We start from the raw sequence: 20,901 nt of genomic DNA on the forward strand, positions 1-20,901 counted from the left end.
AGCCAGAACCTGTGTGCGGAACTACTGGCACATCGCTACAGCCCGCTCTTCTTGGCGAGGCGTTCGTTGAACGAGCGGAGATCGATCACGATTCGCTGGTGTGTGCCGCTGCCGATCTCCTCCTTGCCGTCGCTTGCCGACACTTTGAAGTCGACGCGTTTGCCCTCGACGCCGACCACCTCGGCCGTCGCGCGCACCTCGTGACCGACAGGCGTGGCAGCGAAATGCTTTACATCGACCGCCGTGCCGACAGCGCTTTCACCTGCGTCCAGGAACGCTTTGATGGCATTGAGCGCGGCATTCTCCATGACCAGGATCATCACGGGCGTCGCAAGCACTTGCGGTAGCATGGCGTCCTTGAATCGATTGGCGAGATGCTCGGACTGCACCCGTAACGTCGCTGTTCCTTTGGCGCCCAGTGGAATCTGCCGCATTCATTCGCTCCCGTTTCCGCGCCCTTCCAGAAGGTAGCGATGACGCTGGAAGAGCTCGACCAGCGCATCCATGACCGCCCGCACCCGTGGCAGGGCACGCAGGTCGCGGTGCACCAGCAGCCACTGCTCGGTGGTGATCTCGGGCAACACGCCGCCGACGCGCTGCAGCCTGGGGTCCTGGTCGGCGAGGTAGCAGGGCAGCACGCCAAGGCCCGCCCCGGAGCGCACCGCATCGTGCAGGACGAGCCAGTTGTTGACCCGCATCTCGGGCCGCCGGCCGATCTGCTCATGTATCCAGCGCTGGCCCGGCATGTAGCCGTGGTCGTCGTCGAAGCCGATCCAGGGCAGGTCGACCAGCGCCGGCATCTCGGTACGCTTCAACTCGAGACGGCGCCCCGCATAGACCGCGTAGGCGACGTGGCAGAGCTTGCGGGTGACGATGCCGGCAAGCTCCGGCACCTGCTCGCGGATCATGAGATCGGCCTCGCGGCGCGACAGGTTGGCGAGGGTGTGGCTTGCCACCACTTCGAACTCGATCTGTTGCAGCCGCGCGCGCAGCCACGACAGATGGCGCGCGACCAGCACCGCCATCGCCTCGCCGGCCGACAGGCGCACCACCCCGCTCACCGTGTCGCTGAGACCGGCGCTGCGGCGTTTGATGGAAAGAGCCGCCTTCTCCATCGCCTCGGTGTCGGCCAGCAGTTCCTCGCCGGCCGATGTCGGCACGAAGCGGTCGGGCAGGCGCTCGAACAGCCGAGCACCGATCTGATGCTCCAGCGCCTGCACGCGGCGCGAGACGGTGGGGTGGCTGACACCCAGCGCCTTGGCGGCCGTGCTGAGCGTACCCTCGCGGGCCAGGGTCAGGAAAACGCGGAGATCGTCCCAGTTGGCGTCCATGTTCAAAAATGTACACCCGTTCTTCCAATTTGTGGACTGACGAATATGAATGTTCGCCCGTAGAATGATTCTCATGCACATCGAACCTCGCCTCCTCGTCTTCACCAAAGGGGTGCGCTGGCGCATCGCCGGCGCCGTCGGAATCGGGCTTCTGGCCGTCGGATTGGGCATCGCCCGCCTTGGCCTATTGGGCTGGTTGATCGGCCAGGTCTTCACCGGCCGGCCAATGGCCGAGCTGGTGCCCTCGGTGCTGCTGATCGCGCTGGTCATGGTCCTGCGCGGCCTCGCCGAGCACTGGCGCGCGGTGGTGGCGCATGGCACGGCGGCGCGGGTGCAGAAGAAGCTGCGCCGCATCCTCTACGACCAGGTGGCGTCGCTCGGACCGGGCACGGTCGGCCGCCAGCGCTCGGGTGGCCTGACCTTGTCGATGATCGACGGCGTCGAGCAGCTCGAAACCTATTTCGGCCAGTTCCTGCCGCAGTTCCTGATCGCGCTGCTCTCGCCCATCCTGATCTTCGCCGTCGTGGCCTTCGTCGACCTGCCGGTGGCGCTGGTCATGCTGGCCTTCGCCCTGGTGGCGCTGTTGGCGCCGGCGCTGTGGCACAAGTGGGACGTCAAGAATTCGCGACGCCGGCAGACCGCCTATGCCTCGTTCGCCGCCGAGTTCCTCGATTCGATCCAGGGCCTGGCGACGCTGAAGGCGTTCGGCCAGGGCAAGACGCGCGCCGACAAGCTCGAGGTCGAGGCGCGCGACTTGTTCCGTCGCACCATGTGGGTGCTCGGCACCAACTCGCTGGCGCGCGGCATCACCGACACCGCGATCGCGGGCGGCGCGGCGACGGCGCTGATCTACGGCGCCTCGCGCGTGGAGTCGGGCGCGATGTCGCTGTCGGCGCTGCTGATCATCCTGATGCTGGGCATCGAAATCTTCCGGCCGATGCGCGAGCTGCGGTCGGTGCTGCACCAGGGCATGGTCGGGCTCTCCGCCGCGCAGGGCATCTATCGCATCCTCGACGACAAGCCCAACGTCGCCGACGCGAAGCCGGCTCGCCTCGACAAGGCTCTGGCACCGACCATCGAGTTCGAGGACGTGCGCTTCGCCTATCCCGGCACGCGACGCACCGTGCATGACGGCCTTTCCTTCCGCGCCAAGGCGGGCGAGCGGCTGGGCCTGGTCGGCCCGTCGGGCGGCGGCAAGTCGTCGATCGTCCGCCTGCTGCTGCGCTTCTACGATCCCGACCGCGGCCGCATCCTTCTAGGCGGCCACGACCTGCGTACGCTTCCCTTCGCCGAGATCCGGTCGCTGATCTCGGTCGTGAACCAGGACACCTTCCTGTTCCACGGCACCGTCGAGGAGAACATCCGGCTCGGCCGCCCGCAGGCGACGCAGCAGGAGATCGAGGACGCCACGCGCGCGGCCAACATCCACGACTTCATCTTGAGCCTGCCGCAGGGTTATGCGACGGTCATCGGAGAAAAGGGCATCAAGCTCTCCGGCGGCCAGCGCCAGCGCGTCGCCATCGCGCGCGCCCTGCTGCGCGATACGCCGATCCTGGTGCTCGACGAGGCGCTCTCCGCCGTCGATGCCGAGAACGAAGCGGTGATCCAGGAGGCGCTCGATCGCCTGATGCAGGGCCGCACGACGCTGATCCTGGCCCACCGCCTGTCGAGCGTGATCGACTGCGACCGCATCCTCGTGCTCGACGGCGGCAAGGTCGCCGAGCAAGGCCGCCACGATGCATTGATGGCCAAGGGCGGAGTCTATGCCGGCCTGATGGCCGAGCAGGCGCGCGAGCAGCAGACGCCCGACGCCCTCGAAACCATCGCCGCGCCGCTGAAGGCGGAGTCCGTCGCCGACACGCCAGGCGGCGCGGTGAAGGTCGTGACCGAGGGCATCATCAAGGCCGAGGGCCTCACCTGGTACCAGGTCGTGGTCGCGCTGATGAAGGTGATCATGCCGTGGAAGGGCAAGCTCACCGCGACCTTCACCTTGGGCGTGCTGCGCGTCATCGCCTTCATCGGCGTGGGCGTGCTGTCGGCGCTGATCGTACTCGCGCTGAAGAACCACCAGCCTTATGCGGGCTTGGCCATCGCACTCGCCATCGTGGCGCCATTGTCGGGCATCCTGCACTGGTTCGAATCCTGGCTGGCGCATGACATGGCCTTCCGCCTGCTGGCCGAGATGCGCATCGACGCCTTCCGCAAGCTCGATGCGCTGGCGCCGGCCTACTTGGTGCGCCGGCGCACCGGCGACCTGATGGCGCTCGCCACCCATGACATCGAGCTGGTCGAATACTTCTTCGCCCATACCGTGGCGCCCGCCTTCGTCGCCATCCTGGTGCCGGCGGCCGTGGTCGCGGTGCTGGCGTGGGCCAACGGCTGGCTGGCACTGGCGCTGCTGCCGTTCCTGCTCGCCGTCGGCCTCAGCCCCTTCCTGATGCGCAAGCGCGTCGATCGCCTGGGCAGCCAGGCGCGCGAGGCCTCGGGCGAGCTCGGCGCCTTCGCCGTCGATTCGGTGCAGGGCCTGGGCGAGATCGTCGCCTTCCAGCAGGAAGATGCGCGTGGCGACAAGCTCGACCAGCTCTCGCAGCGCCACATCTCGCTGCGCCTGCCCTTCTTCAGCGAGCTGACGCTGCAGCACGCCATCCTGGAAGTGCTGACTGGTTTGGGCGGCCTCGCCGTGGTCGTGACGGGCGCCGTGTTGTCGCAGAACGGCGCCATCGACGCGGGCCTGCTGCCGCTGCTCACCATCCTCGCCATGGCGGCCTTCCTGCCGGTGTCGGAGATCGCCCAGATCGGCCGCCAGCTTGCGGATACGCTCGGCGCCACGCGGCGCGTCTATGCGCTGGCCAACGAGCCGATCCCGGTGCGCGACGGGGCGGGCGTGCCGCCGCGCAGCGGCGCTGCGTCGCTTGCCCTGGAGAAGGTGAACTTCACCTATCCCGGCCAGACGCGCCGCGCGCTCAGCGACGTGAGCTTCGTGATTCCGGCGGGCAAGACCGTGGCCCTGGTCGGTACCTCCGGCGCCGGCAAGACCACGACGGCGCAGCTCCTGATGCGCTTCTGGGATGCCGATTCGGGCCGCATCACGCTGAACGGCGCCGATCTGCGCGACTACAAGCTCGACGAGCTTCGCCGGCTGATCGCTCTGGTCGCCCAGGACACCTATCTGTTCAACGACAGCCTGCGCGCCAACATCCTGATCGCCCGGCCCGACGCCTCGGAAGCCGAGCTGCAGGCGGCGATCCGGCATGCCTCGTTGAGCGACCTCGTCGCCGCCCTGCCCGACGGCCTCGATTCGCCGGTCGGCGAACGCGGCACGGCGCTGTCGGGCGGCCAACGCCAGCGCGTTGCCATTGCCCGCGCCTTCCTGAAGGACGCGCCCATCCTGGTGCTCGACGAGGCGACCTCGCATCTCGACGCCGTCAACGAGCAGGCCGTGCGCCGCGCGCTCGACCTGCTGCAGTCTGACCGCACGACCATCGTCATCGCCCATCGCTTGTCGACGGTGCGCGATGCCGACCTGATCGTGGTGCTGGATGGCGGGCGTGTTGCGGAAAGCGGCACACACGCTTCACTGCTTGCGAAGAATGGCCTCTACGCCCGGCTGGTGTCGCGCCAGCTTGCCTCGGTCTACGCGCCTGCGGCATCCTGAGGAGGATGTCGATACGCGTCACCCGCCGCAGTGTCGTCGCGGCGGGCGCTGCTCTGTTCTCGCCGGCCATCGCGTGCTCGCCGATCGCGAGGTCGTGGCCGGGCTCGAGCAGCTCGGCGTCGAGGTCGAGCCCTCGACAGCTGAGCAATGCGCCGCCAGACTCGCCGGCCACCTCGGGCGCTGGCGCGAGGTGCTGCAATCGTTCGGCATCCAGCCGACAATTGAGAGAGGACCACGATGTTCAGCCACGTCACGGTCGGCACCAACGACGTCGCCAAAGCCAAGGCGTTTTACGACGGCGTCGGCAAGGCGCTGGGGCTCACACGTCTTGCCGACTATCCCGACGCAGCAGGCTACGGCCGCGCCGGCGGACGCCCCCAGCTCTGGATCGTCTCGCCGCTCGACAAGAAGGCGGCAACCGCTGGCAACGGCGTTACCGTTGGCCTCGACGCGGCCGACCGGCCATCGGTCGATGCCGCGCATAAGGCCGGCATGTCAGCCGGCGGCAAGGACGAAGGTGCGCCGGGACTGCGCACGCACTATCATCCCAACTACTACGGCGCCTATCTCAGGGATCCCGACGGCAACAAGGTCTGCGTGGTCTGCCACAAGCCTGCCTGACGGAAACGACTAGCCGCCTTCGCGTTATCGGGTACGGAGGCGAGGCATTGCAATGGTTCGCCTGTCGCGTCGCACTATCCTTGCAGCACCGGCGGTGTTCGCGGCCTCTGCGGCGCATGCGCAGGGCGTTCTGCCTGCGCGCGGCGTGCGGATCGTCATCGGCTATCCGGTCGGCGGCGGCACCGATGAGATGGCTCGTGTCATCGCAGGCGCGCTGCAGCGGCGCATCTCGCGGCCGGTGACCATCGAGAACCGCCCCGGTGCGGCGGGCGCGGCGGTCGGCGAATTCCTGAAGAAGGCGCCGACCGATGGATCGGTGCTGGGCTTCATTCCGACGGCGACGCTGATCGGACGGCTGACGACCAAGTCCTTCCCGTTCGACCCGCAGATCGACATCATGCCGCTGACATTGGCGGGCACCTACACGACGGGCTTCGCGGTGTCGCGCAAGATCAACGTTTCCTCCCTTGCCGACTACGGCAAGTGGCTGCGGGCCGCTGGTCCCGAGGACGCTCGCTTCGGTACGACCTCGCTGCAGAGCTTCACGCACTATTTCGGCCTGATGATCGGCAAGGCGCTCGGTCGGGAATTGGAGGCCGTGTACTTCAAGGGCGCCTCGCCGCTGGTGGCCGACCTCGAACAAGGAAAGGTGCCTGCCGCCACCAGTGGCCTGACGTCGCTGCTGCAGCATCATCGCGGCTCGCGGCTGCGCATTCTCGTCAGCTCGGGCAGTCAACGCAGCAAGATGGCGCCCGACATCCCGACCGTCGTCGAGCTGGGCTACGCCGCCCTGGAGCTGCACAACTGGTATGCCTTCTTCGGGCCGTCCGGCCTCTCGCCGGAGGTGGCAGCGGCCTGGGAACACGAATTGCGCGCCACGCTCGAGGCGCGCGAAACGACCGAATCCCTGACCCAGCTGGGGCTCGACGTGGAAACGTCGAGCGGCGAGCAATGCGCCAAGCGACTGGCTGCAGACATGGTGCGTTGGCAGACGATCCTTGACACGCTCGGCATCAAGGCGACCAATTGAGATCCGAGAAATGACATCACCCTGAGGAGCGCATGAGCGAACCACTGAAGGTGTTCTGGCAGCCCGGTTGAACCAGCTGCCTGAGACTCAAAGAGTTTCTATCGATCCGTGGGATCGACTTCGTTTCAGTCAATGTGCTCGAGGATCCGACCGGCATGGCGGAGCTGGAACAGCTCGGCGTGCGCTCGGTGCCCGTGCTGTCGCGCGGCGACAAATACACCTTCGGTCAGAGCACCAAGCAGATCGTCGAGTTCCTCGGCCTCGGCGAGAAGTCCGGCCCTGAGCTTTCGACCGACGAACTGGCGGCGCGTGTCACCAAGTTCATGGATGCCGCCCTCGAGCTGATCCCGCTGATGCCGGCCGACCGGCTCGCCACGCATGTGCCGGGACGGCCGCGCAGCTACCGCACGCTGGCCTTCCATTTGTTCCGCGTCGTCCAGGCCTTCCTCGACGCCAACGAGAACGTCACGCTGGTCCAGGCCATGTTCCGCGAGGAGCCCGCCGCCGACGCCACCACCGAGGCCCTGGTCGCCTATGGCGCGAAGATTCGCGATCGCTTCCGGGCCTGGTGGCAGGCCGGCGACACGGCGCCGTCCAAGACGCTGCAGACATACTACGGTCCGCAGACCCTGCATGAGCTCATGGAGCGGACGACCTGGCACTCCGGCCAGCATGTGCGCCAATACATGATGCTGTTGGAGAAGGAAGGGGTCTCCCACCACCGGCCGCTGGTGGCTGCCGACTTCGCCAAGCTGCCGATGCCCCAGAATGTGTGGGACGGTTGACGCCGGCACGGCCGTCGCTTACCCACCGTTTTGCATGACAGCCAAGTTTCCAGGCCAGAAGTACTCCACCGCCGGCGCCTTCCTTGCCGACTATGCGTCGGCGATGGCCAAGGCGCTCAATTCTGTGCGCCCTGGAGAGGTCGATCGAGCCGTGACGGCGATGAAGCGCGCCATCCAGGCCGACCGGCTGATCTTCACCTGCGGCAATGGCGGCTCGGCTGCGATCGCCAATCACCTGACCTGCGACTGCTCCAAGGGCATCGCCACCAACACGACGCTGCGGCCGCGCGTCATGAGCCTGTCGGCGACCGTCGAGCTGGTCACGGCGATCGCCAACGACATGGCCTTTCCCGAGATCTTCGCCTACCAGCTCAAGAACGCGGCACGCCCGGGCGATGTGCTGATCACCATCTCGTCGTCCGGCGACTCCGAGAACATCGTGCGCGCCCTCGACTGGGCCGGTGAGAACGGCATGACGACAATCGCGATGTCCGGCTTCTCCGGCGGACGCAGCGCGCAGATGGCCGACATCAGCCTGCATGTCGCCGCCGCGAACTACGGCATCGTCGAGGATGTGCACCAATCGTTGATGCACATCCTCGCCCAGTACGTGCGGATGTCGGAGTTGCCGTCCGAGCTGGTGCAGACGCTCCGGTTCTGATGCGCCGCCGCCAGACCGCCCTCGCCGCCGGTCTGCTGCTCGCCATGTCCTTGCCAGCCTTCGCCGATCCCTTGTCGGGCGCCGCGCTCTATGCCGACGTACAGCGCTACGACAGCTTCGGACCGCATCGCTTCGGCTCGCCGGGCGCCGAACGCGCGCTGGCCTGGATCGCCGAGGAGCTCGAGCGCGCCGGGCTGACGGTCTCCTCGCAGCGCTTCTCGCTGCCGCGCCAGTACGATTTCCAGGCCGCGACTCTGTCAGTCGGCAACGAGGCGCGCCCGGTCGTGCCGCAATGGTGGATCCCCGAGCGGCAGGCGACGTTCGCCCTGACGGCGCCGATCGCGGCGACCGACAGCGGCCCCGCAGCCGATGCCTTCGTGCGCCTCACACTGCCTTTCGATCGCGGCGCCTACCTCACCGCGCAGCATGTCGCGGCCCTGGAGAACGCCTTCGCGCGACGACCCGCCGCTGTGCTGCTCACCATCGATCATCCGAGCGGCGAGATCTTCACCTACAATGTCGACCAGAAGAGCCCACCCTGGCCCGTGCCGGTGATCCTGGTGGCGCCGAAGGACCGGCCGTTGCTCGAGCGGGCCCAGCAGTCCGGCCAACCGGTTTCCGTGTCGGTGCAAGGCGCATGGCGGCGCGACGTGGCCGGACGCAACGTCGTCGGCCGGCTGGACCGCAGCCTCAGTCACGGAAAGGGCGGACGCTGGCTTGCGATCTCGACGCCGGTGACGAGCTGGTTCACCAGCAGCTGCGAGCGCGGTCCCGGCATTGCGGGCTTCCTCGCGATGGCGCGGCTTGCCCAGACGCGTTGGCCCGATGTCGACCTGGTCTTCGTCGCCACCTCGGGCCACGAGATCGGCCATGGCGGCATGGAGCATTTCCTGCACGACGGCGCACCGGCGCCGGACGCCACCGTGGCATGGGCGCATTTCGGCGCCTCGCTGGCCTGCTTCGCCTGGCGTCGCGACGGCGAGCGCTGGGTCACCGATCGCGAGGTCGACACCCGCCAGCGCCTGGTGCTGAGTTCGCAGGCGATAGAGACCACGGTGATGCGCCGCTTCAAGGACGTCGCGGCCACGCCGCTCTTGGGCGCGCGCGCCGGCATTGGCGAGCTGCGCGACGTGCAGGCCGCGGGTTACCCACGCTTCTTCGGCATGGCGGGTTCCCACACCTTCTTCCACACACCCGCCGATTCGGCCGCGACGACGGGGCCGGAGATTTTGGAACCTGTCATCCGAGCCTTCGCCGAGACCCTGGACGACGCCATTCGCTAAAGCCTTCTCCTCCCCCGTCTTACGGGGGAGGGTAGGGAGGGGGCGAGCCTCAGTCGGGGCACCTCCAATTTCAGATCAATAAAATTCATACATTCTTTCTGCAGCTCTCCCCTTTCCTACCCTCCCCGTCTTACGGGGAAGGAACCTGGCCCGGTTGCAGCCCGAGGGAACTCGTCCCGTCCCGGAACGTTCACTGGGCAGACCCTAGCAGCCCAGGAGCAAGTCATGCGCAATGCGGCGACCCATAACGGCAAGGATCTGGCGCGCGAAATCGCGCTTCTTCGGCAGCAGCTCGACGAGCTGGCCGACACGGTGAACGGAACCGGCAGCTCGATCGTGGCCCGTGGCGAAGCAGCGCTCGAGGAAACGCTGAAATCAGCACGCGACCTCGTCGCCAAGTACGGCGACACGGCCAAGGCGTTCGCACAGGACACCGCCAAGCTCAAGGACAAGGCCACCGATACGCTGATCGAACACACCGAGACGCGTCCGCTCACCACCTTCGCGGCGATCATCGGCATCGGCTTCATTGCAGGCTGGCTTTGTCGTCGGCACTAGTCGAGCGACGAACAAGCGACCCGCATCGCCTCGACCATCGATGATCGGCCCCCTTCTGCGCGTGGCGGCGTCGGCCGCCGCCGCACGCTCCCTGCGCAATGCTGCGCACGACGCGGCAATGCGCGCCATGCTGGCGATCGGCGCCGCGGTCGCGATCGGCGTCGGCGTGGTCTGCCTCACCTGCTCCGCCTACATCCTGCTTGCCCGCAGTCTGGATCCAGCGGCGGCGTGGGGAATCCTCGGCGCGTTCTGGGGCCTGGCCGGCCTGCTCTACTTCGCCGTCGCCAGCCGCCGGCGCGGCTGACGGACGCGCGTCGGCGACGGCGGGCGCGCCACTGACGCAAGCGACGGCTTGCGCGCCAGCCGCTCGCTCACCGGCCGATCGTCGGCCAGGAGGATCTCCAGCCAGCGCAGCGACGGCAGGTGGGCGGCGATCGTGCTGATCAGGATCAGCAGGGGCACGGCGACGATGGCGCCGATCGCGCCCCACATCCAGCCAAGCAGGGCGATGGACGCGAACACCGCCACCGTGTTGAGGGCGCAGCGGCGGCTGACGAACATCGGCGTGACGAGATTAGCCTCGATGACGTGAATGGCGAGCAAGGCAGCCGGCGCGCCGATGATGCGCGGCCAATCGTCGAAGGTGACCAGCGCCACCAGGGCGACGACCGCTATGGTCACCGCCGAGCCGATGAACGGCACGAAGCCCGCGATGCCCATCAGGGCGCCCCAGATGATGGCGTTGGGAAAGTCCAGCATCGCCAGCGCGACCGTCGCGCAGGCGGCGACGCCGGCATAGATCACGGCAAGCGAGAACAGGTAGTGGCCGACGCGGTCGTTGATGTCGCGCATCACCCGGGCGAGACGAACGCGCGTGTTGAACGAGGCCGGGATGCGCATGATCTGCCGCCGCGAGTTGTTGCGATGGGCGAGCAACAGGAAAGCCAGCACCGCGGCATAGAGCACCTGCAGCAGCAGGCCGGGCGTCGTGCTGGCAAGCTCGGCCATCAGCGACTTCTCGCGCACCACCACCTTCTCGGGCGGCGTCACCGTCGGCGTGGTGGGCGTCGCCGCCGATGCCGCCTGTTCGACCTGCTTGGAAACCTCCTGGACGATGGCGACCGACTTGCGCACGCCCGCGAGCTTCCGCTCCAGCGTGTAGGTGAGATAAGGCGTCTGGTCGATCCAGCTGCTGAGTGCCGGAATGGAGATGGCCAGCAGCACCGCCAGGCCCATGGCCAGCAGCAGCACCGACGCGGCGGCAGATAGGGTCGGCGGAACGCGCAGGCGCTCGAAGGTGTTGGCGACCGGCGTCAGGATGAGCGCCAGCACGATGGCGCCCGCCGTGGGAATGAGGAAGTCGCGGGCGACGTAGCCCAGGGCTGCGACGGCGCACACCGCCAGCACGATCAGCGGGCGGCGGATCGCCGAACCACGATGCATATGGACAACGGGGAAGCGTTCTTCGCTTGGTTCTCTGCTCGCGACGCCCACGCGTGTCGGTCCTGTTTGATCGAATTCAACGGTTGGCCATTGCTGCGGTTGCTCCTGCCACAAGGATCACCCGGCGAAATAATCTGACGCCCTGGAATTGCGTTTCTCTCTGTGGCTTCAAGGGTTTGCGGAGCGCGCACGGCGGCCTCTAGGCTCGCCGCATCATGTCGACCTATGCCAACACCGTCCCCGTCATGGAGCGCCATCGCTTCGACAACGCTTCGCTCGACCGCTACCTGCGCCAGCATCTCGAGGCCTATCGCGGAGGATTGGAGGTAAGGCAGTTCGACTCCGGCCATTCCAACCCGACCTTCTTCGTTGCGGCGGAAATGGCGGACGGCAAGCGGCACGACTTCGTGCTGCGCAAGAAGCCGCCCGGCAAGCTGGTGGCGTCGGCCCACCAGGTGGATCGCGAGTTTCGGGTGATCGCAGCCCTTGCCGGGACAGACGTCCCGGTGGCGCCTGCCCGCCTGCTGTGCACCGACGATTCGGTGATCGGCCAGATGTTCTACCTGATGGAGGCCGTGCCGGGCCGCATCCTGATCGACGCCGCGATGCCCGGCCAGAGCCGCGAGGAGCGCGCGGCCATCTTCGATTCCATGAACGACGTGCTCGCCCGCCTGCACAAGGTCGATCCGGTGAAGGTCGGGTTGGGCGACTACGGGCGCCACGGCCAATACATCGCCCGCCAGGTGGCGCGCTGGAGCAAGCAGTACGCCGAGCTCAAGACCGAAGACATCCCGGCGATGGACAAGCTTTCGGCCTGGCTGCCAGAGAACATCCCGGCAGAGGATCCGACCACCATCGTCCATGGCGACTACCGGCTGGGCAACCTCATCGTCCATCCGACCGAGGCGCGGATCGTGGCGGTGCTCGACTGGGAGCTCTCGACGCTCGGCCACCCGTTGTGCGATGTCGCCTACAACTGCCTGGGCTATCACCTGCCCGATCCGCCGCACGGCTTCGCCAAGGTCGACTTCGACAGGCTTGGCCTGCCGACCGAACAGGACTATGTCGCCGCCTACTGCCGACGCACCGGGCGGCAATCCATCGCGCACTGGAACTATTACCTTGCCTTCTCGCTGTATCGCCTGGCCGCCATTGCCCAGGGCGTCTATCGCCGCGGCCTGCAGGGCAATTCGTCAAATCCCGAATCGATCAAGATGAGCCGGTCTGCGCGCGAGCGCGCCGAGCTTGCGTGGAGTCTCGTGTCCTAGGAGGAAACCATGAAGAAAGTCAGTCGCCGCTCAACGCTCGCCATTGCCGGCGCCGCGGCAATGGCACCGCTGGCCGCGGTGCGGGCGCAGCAGCAGACGGGGCTGCCCGACAAGCCGCTCAAGATCCTGGTCGGCTTTCCTGCCGGCGGCGGCACCGATGTCATGGCGCGCTTCCTCGCCGAGCCGCTGAAGCAGCGCACCGGTCGCAATGTCCTGATCGACAACAAGGCGGGCGCCTCGGGCACCATAGCCGTCGAGACCCTGAAGAACGCGGCTCCGGATGGCACCACGATCGCCTACGTGCCGTCGGCGACCATCGTCCAGAAGCTCACCATGGAGTCGGTGCCGTTCGATCCCCTGGCCGACATCCAGCCGGTCACGCTGGCCGGCACGGTGCAGACGGCCTTCTGCGTGTCGCCGACCATCGGCGTCAACACGCTGCCCGACTACATCGAATGGCTGAAGAAGAACCCGACACGGCAGAGCTTCGGCACCACGGCGATGGGCTCGTTCACGCATTTCTTCGGCGTCATGGCCGGGCGCGAGATCGACATTCCGCTCGAACCCGTGCCCTATCGCGGCGCCGCGCCGCTGGTCGCCGACCTGCAGGGTGGTCACATCGCCGCCGGCTGCGGCGGCATCACCGACTTCCTGGAGCATCATCGCGCCGGCAAGGTGAAGGTCATCTTCACCTCGGGCACCAAGCCCACCACCTCGGCGCCGGAAATTCCGACCGCCACCCAGCTCGGCTATCCCAAGCTGCAGATCCTGGGCTGGTACGTCTTCTTCGTTCCTGCCAAGACGCCGACGCCGCTGGTCGATGCCTGGGGCAAGGAGCTCAGGGCCGTCCTGGCCCTGCCCGATGTCCAGAAGAAGCTCACGGAGCTTGGCCTCGACGTCGAGACCTCTACTCCTGCCGAGTTCACCCAGCGTATGACGGCCGACCTTGCCCGCTGGAAGACGATCATCGATTCGATTGGCTATAAAGCGCAGTAAGCCGCAAGGAGGGCCGTCCATGCCGATGCTCAAACGCGCCGACGCCGAGATCCACTACGAAATCCACGGCGCGGGCTTTCCCGTCCTGCTCTATGCGCCGGGCGGATTGAAGTCGGAGATGAGCATGTGGGGCGGCTCCTCGCCGGCCTATCCCAACGGTTTCCCATGGATGGACCATCTCGGCTTCAAGAAGTTCCACGTCATGGGTGGCTGCGCGCCGCTCTATCTGCAGCCCGGGACCGACAAGCCGCATCCGGCCCATACCAGTGCGGAGATCGCCGAGCTTGCTCCCAACATCGAAGTCCAGAAGGATTGGCGCGGGCCGGAGTTCCTGCAAGAATCGATTCGCCGCGTGCACGACTTCCTGGCAAGGAATACGCCCCAGTGACGACTCAAGTGATGATGCAAGTGATGATACGCCGTCTTGTTCTCGCAGCGCTCTTTTCCGCTGCCGTCATCATTCCGTCCTCGGCGCAGGAGCAGCCGTGGGTCGCCGTGGCCAGCGATGGCGCGGGCCTGTGGGGCGTCGCCGTCGGCATGGCCACACGGCAGGCGGCCGAGGCCTCTGCCTTCGCCGAATGCGGCATGTACTGCAAGGTCAAGTTCACGGCGCAGGCGCGCTGCGTGGCCTATGCCTTCAGCGAGACCGGCCGCGCCGAAGGTTTTAGCGCCGGCGCCACCCGCGCAGAGGTCGAGCAGCCGGCTTGGGCGGAATGCAACGCCAACGTGCCGGCCAATTCCTGCCAGATCAAGACGGCCCGCTGCTTCGAGTGATCGGAGCGCGGACCTCCAGGTCCGCTCCTGCTCTTCGGGACCGCGAGCCTCCGGCTCGCTCATGATTCATGAGCGAGCCGGAGGCTCGCGGTCCGGAAGACGAAGACTATGAGCGGACCTGGAGGTCCGCGGTCCGGCAAGAGCTACCGCTTCATCTCGATCTTGAAGACCTCGTCGAGCCACTTGCGGGCTTCGTGGAGGCTGGTGAACACGCGGACAGGCCGTTCGCCCTCTTCGGGGATCGCCATGAGCTCGCGTACTGTGTCGCCGCGCTTTCCGTCGACGACGAACGCCAGCGGACCGCGCTCCGCCGCCTGCGGCGAGTTCCGGGCCATCACCAGGAGCTGCTTGAGGCGCTCCATGTCGGCGTCGGTATTGGCTGCCGCAACGTCGATGAGCTTGCGGTAGTGCAGCGCGCCCTGCTCGACGCCCTCCCGGACGGCGTTCACGAACTCCTCGGCGGTGATGGTTCCATGACCGACGGCGACGACCAGGCGGTCGTGATGGGAGATGCGAACGTGAATGGGCATGAGCTGGCGCCGCCTTCATAGGCAGCGCCTCCTCGAGATACAAGCAGTGGAAGTGCGGTTAGATCAGCGCTCGTAGCCAGGCTTGCCCATCTTGGCAGCTGCGCCGGCCTGTTCGTCTGGCGCAGGGCTGGGCAACGGCTCCTTTGACTGCAGATTGTTGCGCACCTGGAGGACGCCCGGCATGGCGCAGGCGTGCGCCTCGGCGCGCTGCATATCGGCACAATGACGGACGGTGCCGCTCAGCGTCACCTCGCCGTTCCTGACCGCGACCTCGATGCCGTGGGAATCTAGGCCGACATCGTCGGCAAGGCATTCGCGCAGCTCGCGGGCAATGTCGGCGTCTGCATGACGGTAGCCCGCGGGCTCGCGCACCTCGGGCGCATGATCCTCAGGCTCGATGCGGTTCATCTTGCCCTCCCGTGCCGTGCCGCACTCCTCAGGGGAGGAACTCGTTTCGAGGCAATGGGTTGCCACCGAACTCGGGGCGGAGGCCGCCTGTTCGGCAAGCAAAAGACCTGAGCCGGGGGCGCTTGCCAAATAGATGATTAGCGTCCTAACTTTTCAGGATGCCGACCAAACACATCGATTTCGGTTTCCGAGTCGCCCGCATCGCGCGGCGCCTGCGGCAGGCCGTCGACGCCGAGCTCGGCGCCTATGGGCTGACCGACGCGACATGGCGTCCCCTCGCCTATGTCGGCAAGCTGGGCGGCGGCGTGCGCCAGAAGGAGCTCGCCACGGCGCTCTCGATCGAGGGGCCATCTCTGGTCCGCCTGCTTGACAACCTCGAGCGCCGCGGCCTGATCGAACGGCGCGAGGACGAGACCGACCGGCGGGCCCGCGGCATCTACCTGACGCGCGCCGGCCGCGATCTTGCCGTGCGCGTGGCCAAGGTCGGCACCGAGATCCAGGCACGCGTGCTCGCCAAGGTGCCGCCGGCCGATCTGGAAATCTGCCAAGCCGTCTTTGACACGATCGAGCGCGAGCTGGACGCGCGGCTGGATATCGCCGCACCGGCTGCCGAATAGGCAAAGAAGAACGATTGAGGAGGAAGCAATGGCTCAAGTCGTGGTGAACGAACCGAACCGCTGGCGCCTCGAGACACCGGGCGCTTCCAGCTGGCCGCGCAGCGCGCGACCGGACGCGGCGAAGAAATACTTCATGGTGTCGGCCGACGGCCACGCCAACGAACCCGCCAACCTGTGGGTCGAGCGCATCGACGCCAAGTACCGCGATCGCCTGCCGCGTGTGATCACCGACAAGGACGGCGTGCAGTGGCGCGTCAGCGAAGGCCATCGCCCGGATCGGCTGCGGCTGTCGACCCTCGAGGGCGAGGACCAGCTGCGCAGCAAGGCCGGCGCCGAGCCAGCGGGGCGGCTCGCCGATCACGACCTCGACGGCATCGATGTCGAGCTGATCTTCCCCAACAAGGGCCTGGCGATGTGGGCCACGCCCGACCCCGAGTTCGCCATGGCGCAGTGTCGGGTATTCAACGACTGGGCGTGGGAGCAGTTCGCCGACCACCAGGACCGCATGGTCCCGGCCGGTGCCATCGCCACTGCCGATCTGAATGGCTCGATCGCCGAAGTGCAGCGGCTGGCCAAGCTCGGATTCAAATGCCTGACCCTGCCCTGCAAGCCGATCTGGGGCGGCCATGACAGCGGCCATGTGAACTACAACCTGCCGCACTTCGATCCGCTGTGGGCGGCGATCTCCGACGCCAACCTGCCGATCACCTTCCATGTCTCGACCGGCCGCGATCCGCGCGCCGCGCGCGGCAATGGCGGCGCGGTGGTGAACTACGTCTCGCACTCGCTGTCGCCCACCATCGAGCCGGTGGCCAATCTCTGCGCCTCGGGCGTGCTGGAGCGCTTCCCCAAGATGCGCTTCGCCACCATCGAGGCCGGCATCGGCTGGGTGCCGTGGCTGCTCGACGCCATGGACGAGGCCTACAAGAAGCATCACTTCTGGGTGCGGCCCAAGCTCAAGAACCTGCCCAGCGACTACTACCGCGCGCACGGCTTCTCCTCGTTCCAGGAGGACAGGGCCGGTCTCGACCTCGCCGAAAGCCACAAGCTCGACGGCAACTTCATGTGGGCCAACGACTATCCCCACCATGAAGGCACCTGGCCGCATTCGGCCGAGGCCATCGAGCGCACCATGGGCCAGCTCTCCGACAAGGCGCGCGCCAACGTCCTTGGGCTGAACTGCGCCCGCTTCCTCGGCATTGAAGTGCCGAAGCGCTATCAGCATTAGGATCAGAGTCCCGTGAGCAAACGCACCCTGCGCGGCAAGGTGGCGATCGCCGGCGTCGGCGAGACCACCTACTACAGGCACGGCAAGTCGCCGGTCTCCGAGTTCAAGCTCGCCTTGCAGGCGATCCTTGCCGCCTGCGAGGACGCCGGCATCGACCCGCGCCGCATCGACGGCTTCGCCTCCTACTCCAACGACCGCAATGAGCCCTCGCGGCTCGCTGCGGCGCTCGGCCTGCCGGCGCTGCGCTTCTCCAACATGAACTGGGGCGGTGGTGGCGGCGGCGGATCGGCCGCCATGGGCAATGCCGCGGCCGCCGTCGCCTGCGGCATGGCCAACTGCGTCGTGGTCTTCCGTGCCCTGGCGCAGGGCCAGTTCCAGCGCTTCGGCGCTGCGCCCCCGGGCGGCGTCGCCGCGGGCGAAGCCGCCCTCAATGCGCCCTATGGCGTGATGTCGCCGGCACAGCGCTACGCCATGCGGGCGATGCGCTTCCTGCACGAGAACAAGATCGAGCCTTCGGCGCAGCGCGCCATCGCGCTTGCCTCCTACCACCATGCGCAGAGCAATCCGCGCGCCGTGATGCACGGCCGGCCCCTCACCGAAGAGGCCTACGACCAGTCGCGCTGGATCGTCGAGCCGTGGCGCCTGTTCGACTGTTGCCAGGAGAATGACGGCGCGGCTGCGCTGATCGTCGTGCCGGCCGAAGAGGCGCGCGATTTCAAGCACAAGCCCGCCTACATCCTGGGCTCGGCGCAGGGCTCGGAATACCGCAACGGTGCGCGCAGCCACAATGCGCCGCTCTACGCCACGTCGAGCTTCACCACCGTGGCGCCGCAGCTTTATGACATGGCAGGCGTGAAGCCGAAGGACGTCGACGTCGTGCAGAGCTACGAGAACTTCACCGGCGGCGTGCTGATGAGCCTGGTCGAGCACGGCTTCTTCGCCGCCGAGGAGGCGAACGACTTTTTAACGCCTGCGAACCTGATGGCGCCGACCGGCAAGCTGCCGCTCAACACCTCGGGTGGCAATCTCGCCGAGTGCTACATGCACGGGCTGGAATTGCAGATCGAGGCGGTGCGCCAGATCCGCGGCGCCTCGACGGCGCAGGTGCCCAAGGCCGACGTCTCGATGGTGATCTCCGGCCCCATGGTGACGCCGGTCTCCAGCATGATCTTTGGCACGGAGGCCACGCTGTGAGCTATCTGCCGACTTACCTTCCTGGCGGCCTGCCAATTCCCGTGCCGGAGAATGACGGGCTCGACAAACCCTACTGGGACGCCACGCGCCGCGGCGAGCTTGTGGTCCAGCGCTGCAAGAAGTGCGGCACGTTCCAGTGGGGACCGGAGTGGATCTGCCACAAGTGCCTGTCGTTCGACGTCGACTGGCACAAGGTGTCGGGCAAGGGCCGCATCTACAGCTGGGAGCGACCGTGGCATCCGGTCCATCCGGCGCTGAAGGAGCACGGCCCCTATATCGTCGTGCTGGTCGAGCTGCCCGATGCCGGCAACGTCCGCATGCTGGGCAACCTCTTGGGCGATCCCAAGCAGGACGTCCGCATCGGCGCCGATGTGCAGGCTGTGTTCGAACCGCACGACGACGCCAAGCCGCCGTTCACTCTGGTGCAGTGGAAGCTGGCCTGACCCCACGCACGCCGGCAACTAAACGCCCGCTGTCATCCTGAGCGCAGCGAAGGATCTCATGCCGATTGCAAGCGGCGATGAGGTCCTTCGCTTGCGCTCAGGACGACAGATAATACGCAACAAAATAGTTGCATATCGCCGAAGTATCGCTTACATCCACAGGCAACCAAGAGGTTGCCTATGACCGATCGTATTGAAAGGACCGTGGACCTCAAAGCCCCCGTCTCGCGCGTCTGGAAGGCGCTGACAGACCACAAGGAGTTCGGCACGTGGTTCCGCGTGAAGCTGGATGCACCGCTGGCACCGGGTCGCGTCTCTTGCGGCCACAAGACCTCGCCCGGCCTCGAACACCTGAAATGGGAGGCCATGGTGCAGACAATCGAGCCCGAACGGCGGTTCTCCTTCACCTGGCATCCCTTCTCCGCCGAACCTGGAACCGACTACAGCGAGCAGACGTCGAATCTGGTGGAGTTCACCCTGGAGGCGATCCCGTCCGGCACGCGCCTGCGCGTGGTCGAGTCCGGCTTCGACAAGCTGCTGCCGTCCAGCCGCGATGCCACGTTCCGGCGCCACGACGACGGCTGGAGCACGCAGATGCAGAACATCACCCGGCACGTCGAGCAGCAGGTCTAGTTCAGGGAGTTGCCCATGACCGACCGCATCGAGAAGACCGTGGAGTTGAAGGCGCCTGTCGCGCGCGTCTGGAAGGCGCTGACCGACCACAACGAGTTCGGCGCATGGTTCCGCGTCAAGCTCGACGGGCCCTTCGCGCCGGGCGCGCGCTCGACCGGCCACATCACCTATCCGGGCTACGAGCATCTCAAATGGGAGGCGGTCGTACAGAAGATCGAGCCCGAGCGCTTGTTCTCCTTCACCTGGCATCCCTACGCCGTCGAGCCCGGCACCGACTACAGCAAGGAGATCCCGACGCTGGTCGAGTTCACGCTCGAGAAGACCACGACCGGCACGCGGCTGCGCGTGGTCGAATCCGGCTTCGACAAGCTGCCGGCGCATCGCCGCGATACCGCCTTCCAGCGCAACGGCGAGGGCTGGACGATCCAGATGCAGAACATCGCCCAGTACCTCGATACGCACCTGGACCAGCATGCCTAGCGCCGCCGCCGCGCTGCGCACACGCGCTTCGGTCTTCGCCGCCCTGGGCGACGAGACTCGCCTTGGCCTGCTGGCCAAGCTCACCAACGGCGAGCCGCTATCGATCTCGCGGCTCACCGAGGGCACCCGGCTGACACGCCAGGCCGTGACCAAGCACCTGCGCGTCCTCGAGGACGTGGGCGTCGTCTTCTCGGTGAAGACCGGCCGCGAGAGCCGCTTTGCCCTCGATCCCCGACCGATCGTGAACGCCCAGGAATACCTCGAGCACGTCTCACGGCAATGGGATACCGCGCTGGCGAGGCTCAAGGCGCTGGTCGAGGACTAGGCGGCCTCGGCGATGTCCAAAACCTCCATCGAGCGGATCTCGTCGGGCTCGCCAGCATAGATCACCAGCGCCGTCGTCTCCTGGGCGATCATGGCGCTGTGCGGCTGGCCCTTGGGATTGAGGCCGTAGCCGCCAGATCCCTGCGCCCGCTCGCCGCTCTTGGTGCTGCGGCCGCCCTGCAGCGAGAAGATGTGCTCGTCGGACAAGGCGACAGCCACGATCTTGATCAGCTTGCCGGGCGGCGGTGTCATCTTCACCAGCCAGGCGATGCCGCCGCCCTCCTTGCGCCGGTCGCTCAGCACCTTGAGCTGCACGATGTCCTTGCCGTCGTAGACGGCGGCCGGCCCGTAGAACGGGACGGCCGACGACCAGTCCATGGTCGTGTAGTCGATGCGGGTCGAGGCCATGATGTCCTCCTGTTGTGACGCCTCGACAATAACCTCCGGCTACTGACAGCGTCCTGTCAGGAAGATTGCCCCTAGGGATGCATTTCTTCGAACTGATCACGCCCAAAGGTTGTTGCGATACTGGATAAATCTACCTCCCAACGTTCGTATGATCTGCGCTCGACCGCTGGTCGGCGTGAATTTCGCCGAATTTCGGCAGACCCGCAAACACCGGCGAAGCCATTGAATTTT

General features: G+C 66.7%; 25 protein-coding genes. 19 read left to right on the forward strand and 6 right to left on the reverse strand.

Annotated features, from left to right (window positions below):
• Positions 1–35 precede the first annotated feature (35 nt).
• Positions 36–434 (reverse strand): thioesterase family protein, encoded by a 399-nt coding sequence (locus tag RSO01_RS15800; RefSeq protein ID WP_147150081.1) that lies wholly within the window; start codon positions 432–434, stop codon positions 36–38.
• Positions 435–1,331: a LysR family transcriptional regulator gene (locus RSO01_RS15805; protein ID WP_170303095.1), complete on the reverse strand. Its 897-nt coding sequence runs from the start codon at positions 1,329–1,331 to the stop codon at positions 435–437.
• 73 nt (positions 1,332–1,404) lie between these two features.
• Between RSO01_RS15805 and RSO01_RS15810 the strand changes: the two genes are divergently transcribed.
• The 8 genes from RSO01_RS15810 (at position 1,405) to RSO01_RS15845 (ending at position 10,228) form a co-directional block, all read left to right on the forward strand.
• Entirely contained in the window at positions 1,405–4,986 is a 3,582-nt protein-coding gene (locus RSO01_RS15810) for an ABC transporter ATP-binding protein (RefSeq protein ID WP_147150083.1), read from the forward strand.
• Between the two features lie 237 nt (positions 4,987–5,223).
• Positions 5,224–5,607 carry a VOC family protein gene (locus tag RSO01_RS15815; RefSeq protein ID WP_147150084.1) on the forward strand — a complete coding sequence of 128 codons (384 nt, stop codon included), beginning with the start codon at positions 5,224–5,226 and terminating at the stop codon, positions 5,605–5,607.
• A 52-nt stretch (positions 5,608–5,659) separates the two neighbouring features.
• Positions 5,660–6,637: a tripartite tricarboxylate transporter substrate-binding protein gene (locus RSO01_RS15820; RefSeq protein WP_147150085.1), complete on the forward strand. Its 978-nt coding sequence runs from the start codon at positions 5,660–5,662 to the stop codon at positions 6,635–6,637.
• 80 nt (positions 6,638–6,717) lie between these two features.
• On the forward strand, positions 6,718–7,422 hold the full coding sequence (locus RSO01_RS15825; protein WP_147150086.1) for a glutaredoxin domain-containing protein: 705 nt from the start codon (positions 6,718–6,720) through the stop codon (positions 7,420–7,422).
• Positions 7,423–7,456: 34 nt separating this feature from the next.
• Positions 7,457–8,083 carry an SIS domain-containing protein gene (locus RSO01_RS15830; RefSeq protein WP_218037352.1) on the forward strand — a complete coding sequence of 209 codons (627 nt, stop codon included), beginning with the start codon at positions 7,457–7,459 and terminating at the stop codon, positions 8,081–8,083.
• A complete protein-coding gene (locus RSO01_RS15835) occupies positions 8,083–9,366 on the forward strand; it encodes a hypothetical protein (RefSeq protein ID WP_246158460.1) in 1,284 nt (427 codons plus the stop codon). The genes RSO01_RS15830 and RSO01_RS15835 overlap by 1 nt, the downstream gene beginning before the upstream one ends.
• A 225-nt stretch (positions 9,367–9,591) precedes the next feature.
• A complete protein-coding gene (locus RSO01_RS15840) occupies positions 9,592–9,924 on the forward strand; it encodes a hypothetical protein (protein WP_147150087.1) in 333 nt (110 codons plus the stop codon).
• Positions 9,925–9,964: 40 nt separating this feature from the next.
• Positions 9,965–10,228, forward strand: coding sequence for a hypothetical protein (locus RSO01_RS15845; protein WP_147150088.1), 264 nt, complete (start codon positions 9,965–9,967; stop codon positions 10,226–10,228).
• On the opposite strand, the gene RSO01_RS15850 is transcribed toward RSO01_RS15845, so the two are convergent.
• The gene (locus RSO01_RS15850; protein ID WP_147150089.1) at positions 10,195–11,367 is read right to left on the reverse strand and encodes an AI-2E family transporter; all 1,173 of its coding nucleotides are present in this window, start codon (positions 11,365–11,367) and stop codon (positions 10,195–10,197) included. The two genes, RSO01_RS15845 and RSO01_RS15850, sit on opposite strands and share 34 nt — an antisense overlap.
• A 215-nt stretch (positions 11,368–11,582) precedes the next feature.
• On the opposite strand from RSO01_RS15850, the gene RSO01_RS15855 reads away from it, so the two are divergent.
• From RSO01_RS15855 to RSO01_RS47270, 4 genes are read left to right on the forward strand one after another with little or no spacing between them, the layout of a single operon-like run.
• A complete protein-coding gene (locus RSO01_RS15855; RefSeq protein WP_147150090.1) occupies positions 11,583–12,635 on the forward strand; it encodes a phosphotransferase in 1,053 nt (350 codons plus the stop codon).
• Positions 12,636–12,644: 9 nt separating this feature from the next.
• Positions 12,645–13,631 carry a tripartite tricarboxylate transporter substrate-binding protein gene (locus RSO01_RS15860; RefSeq protein WP_147150091.1) on the forward strand — a complete coding sequence of 329 codons (987 nt, stop codon included), beginning with the start codon at positions 12,645–12,647 and terminating at the stop codon, positions 13,629–13,631.
• Positions 13,632–13,650: 19 nt separating this feature from the next.
• Positions 13,651–14,019 (forward strand): hypothetical protein, encoded by a 369-nt coding sequence (locus tag RSO01_RS47265; RefSeq protein ID WP_170303096.1) that lies wholly within the window; start codon positions 13,651–13,653, stop codon positions 14,017–14,019.
• A gap of 23 nt (positions 14,020–14,042) precedes the next feature.
• Positions 14,043–14,405: a DUF4189 domain-containing protein gene (locus tag RSO01_RS47270; RefSeq protein ID WP_170303097.1), complete on the forward strand. Its 363-nt coding sequence runs from the start codon at positions 14,043–14,045 to the stop codon at positions 14,403–14,405.
• Between the two features lie 143 nt (positions 14,406–14,548).
• Here the strand turns inward: RSO01_RS47270 and RSO01_RS15870 are convergent, their stop codons facing one another.
• Together RSO01_RS15870 and RSO01_RS15875 are read right to left on the reverse strand one after the other, a co-directional pair.
• Entirely contained in the window at positions 14,549–14,935 is a 387-nt protein-coding gene (locus tag RSO01_RS15870) for a hypothetical protein (RefSeq protein WP_147150093.1), read from the reverse strand.
• 63 nt (positions 14,936–14,998) lie between these two features.
• Positions 14,999–15,343: a BON domain-containing protein gene (locus RSO01_RS15875; RefSeq protein ID WP_147150094.1), complete on the reverse strand. Its 345-nt coding sequence runs from the start codon at positions 15,341–15,343 to the stop codon at positions 14,999–15,001.
• Between the two features lie 158 nt (positions 15,344–15,501).
• On the opposite strand from RSO01_RS15875, the gene RSO01_RS15880 reads away from it, so the two are divergent.
• The 7 genes from RSO01_RS15880 to RSO01_RS15910 all read left to right on the forward strand — a co-directional run bounded on the left by RSO01_RS15880 (position 15,502) and on the right by RSO01_RS15910 (position 20,263).
• Positions 15,502–15,960 (forward strand): MarR family winged helix-turn-helix transcriptional regulator, encoded by a 459-nt coding sequence (locus RSO01_RS15880; RefSeq protein ID WP_147150095.1) that lies wholly within the window; start codon positions 15,502–15,504, stop codon positions 15,958–15,960.
• Between the two features lie 28 nt (positions 15,961–15,988).
• Positions 15,989–17,188 carry an amidohydrolase family protein gene (locus RSO01_RS15885; RefSeq protein WP_147150096.1) on the forward strand — a complete coding sequence of 400 codons (1,200 nt, stop codon included), beginning with the start codon at positions 15,989–15,991 and terminating at the stop codon, positions 17,186–17,188.
• A gap of 12 nt (positions 17,189–17,200) precedes the next feature.
• A complete protein-coding gene (locus RSO01_RS15890) occupies positions 17,201–18,382 on the forward strand; it encodes a thiolase C-terminal domain-containing protein (protein WP_147150097.1) in 1,182 nt (393 codons plus the stop codon).
• A complete protein-coding gene (locus tag RSO01_RS15895; protein WP_246158461.1) occupies positions 18,379–18,825 on the forward strand; it encodes a Zn-ribbon domain-containing OB-fold protein in 447 nt (148 codons plus the stop codon). Before RSO01_RS15890 ends, RSO01_RS15895 begins: the two co-directional genes overlap by 4 nt.
• A 180-nt stretch (positions 18,826–19,005) precedes the next feature.
• Positions 19,006–19,458 carry an SRPBCC family protein gene (locus RSO01_RS15900; protein ID WP_147150098.1) on the forward strand — a complete coding sequence of 151 codons (453 nt, stop codon included), beginning with the start codon at positions 19,006–19,008 and terminating at the stop codon, positions 19,456–19,458.
• Between the two features lie 15 nt (positions 19,459–19,473).
• Positions 19,474–19,938, forward strand: a complete 465-nt coding sequence (locus tag RSO01_RS15905; RefSeq protein WP_147150099.1) for an SRPBCC family protein — start codon at positions 19,474–19,476, stop codon at positions 19,936–19,938.
• On the forward strand, positions 19,931–20,263 hold the full coding sequence (locus tag RSO01_RS15910) for an ArsR/SmtB family transcription factor (RefSeq protein WP_147150100.1): 333 nt from the start codon (positions 19,931–19,933) through the stop codon (positions 20,261–20,263). The genes RSO01_RS15905 and RSO01_RS15910 overlap by 8 nt, the downstream gene beginning before the upstream one ends.
• On the opposite strand, the gene RSO01_RS48440 is transcribed toward RSO01_RS15910, so the two are convergent.
• Positions 20,260–20,670, reverse strand: coding sequence for a hypothetical protein (locus RSO01_RS48440; RefSeq protein WP_218037353.1), 411 nt, complete (start codon positions 20,668–20,670; stop codon positions 20,260–20,262). The genes RSO01_RS15910 and RSO01_RS48440 overlap by 4 nt on opposite strands.
• Positions 20,671–20,901 lie beyond the last annotated feature (231 nt).

Source organism: Reyranella soli, from assembly GCF_007992495.1.
GTDB lineage: Bacteria > Pseudomonadota > Alphaproteobacteria > Reyranellales > Reyranellaceae > Reyranella > Reyranella soli.

Excerpts from the sequence above, each read along its gene's own strand:
- RSO01_RS47265 (WP_170303096.1), top strand. The coding sequence starts at position 13,651 with ATGCCGATGCTCAAACGCGCCGACGCCGAGATCCACTACGAAATCCAC.
- RSO01_RS15850 (WP_147150089.1), bottom strand. The coding sequence starts at position 11,367 with ATGCATCGTGGTTCGGCGATCCGCCGCCCGCTGATCGTGCTGGCGGTG.
- RSO01_RS15885 (WP_147150096.1), top strand. The coding sequence starts at position 15,989 with ATGGCTCAAGTCGTGGTGAACGAACCGAACCGCTGGCGCCTCGAGACA.
- RSO01_RS15840 (WP_147150087.1), top strand. The coding sequence starts at position 9,592 with ATGCGCAATGCGGCGACCCATAACGGCAAGGATCTGGCGCGCGAAATC.
- RSO01_RS15880 (WP_147150095.1), top strand. The coding sequence starts at position 15,502 with ATGCCGACCAAACACATCGATTTCGGTTTCCGAGTCGCCCGCATCGCG.
- RSO01_RS15905 (WP_147150099.1), top strand. The coding sequence starts at position 19,474 with ATGACCGACCGCATCGAGAAGACCGTGGAGTTGAAGGCGCCTGTCGCG.
- RSO01_RS15800 (WP_147150081.1), bottom strand. The coding sequence starts at position 434 with ATGCGGCAGATTCCACTGGGCGCCAAAGGAACAGCGACGTTACGGGTG.
- RSO01_RS15815 (WP_147150084.1), top strand. The coding sequence starts at position 5,224 with ATGTTCAGCCACGTCACGGTCGGCACCAACGACGTCGCCAAAGCCAAG.
- RSO01_RS15820 (WP_147150085.1), top strand. The coding sequence starts at position 5,660 with ATGGTTCGCCTGTCGCGTCGCACTATCCTTGCAGCACCGGCGGTGTTC.
- RSO01_RS15805 (WP_170303095.1), bottom strand. The coding sequence starts at position 1,331 with ATGGACGCCAACTGGGACGATCTCCGCGTTTTCCTGACCCTGGCCCGC.
- RSO01_RS15845 (WP_147150088.1), top strand. The coding sequence starts at position 9,965 with ATGATCGGCCCCCTTCTGCGCGTGGCGGCGTCGGCCGCCGCCGCACGC.
- RSO01_RS47270 (WP_170303097.1), top strand. The coding sequence starts at position 14,043 with ATGATACGCCGTCTTGTTCTCGCAGCGCTCTTTTCCGCTGCCGTCATC.
- RSO01_RS15860 (WP_147150091.1), top strand. The coding sequence starts at position 12,645 with ATGAAGAAAGTCAGTCGCCGCTCAACGCTCGCCATTGCCGGCGCCGCG.
- RSO01_RS15855 (WP_147150090.1), top strand. The coding sequence starts at position 11,583 with ATGTCGACCTATGCCAACACCGTCCCCGTCATGGAGCGCCATCGCTTC.
- RSO01_RS15910 (WP_147150100.1), top strand. The coding sequence starts at position 19,931 with ATGCCTAGCGCCGCCGCCGCGCTGCGCACACGCGCTTCGGTCTTCGCC.
- RSO01_RS15900 (WP_147150098.1), top strand. The coding sequence starts at position 19,006 with ATGACCGATCGTATTGAAAGGACCGTGGACCTCAAAGCCCCCGTCTCG.
- RSO01_RS15870 (WP_147150093.1), bottom strand. The coding sequence starts at position 14,935 with ATGCCCATTCACGTTCGCATCTCCCATCACGACCGCCTGGTCGTCGCC.
- RSO01_RS15830 (WP_218037352.1), top strand. The coding sequence starts at position 7,457 with ATGACAGCCAAGTTTCCAGGCCAGAAGTACTCCACCGCCGGCGCCTTC.
- RSO01_RS15810 (WP_147150083.1), top strand. The coding sequence starts at position 1,405 with ATGCACATCGAACCTCGCCTCCTCGTCTTCACCAAAGGGGTGCGCTGG.
- RSO01_RS15875 (WP_147150094.1), bottom strand. The coding sequence starts at position 15,343 with ATGAACCGCATCGAGCCTGAGGATCATGCGCCCGAGGTGCGCGAGCCC.
- RSO01_RS15835 (WP_246158460.1), top strand. The coding sequence starts at position 8,083 with ATGCGCCGCCGCCAGACCGCCCTCGCCGCCGGTCTGCTGCTCGCCATG.
- RSO01_RS48440 (WP_218037353.1), bottom strand. The coding sequence starts at position 20,670 with ATGGCCTCGACCCGCATCGACTACACGACCATGGACTGGTCGTCGGCC.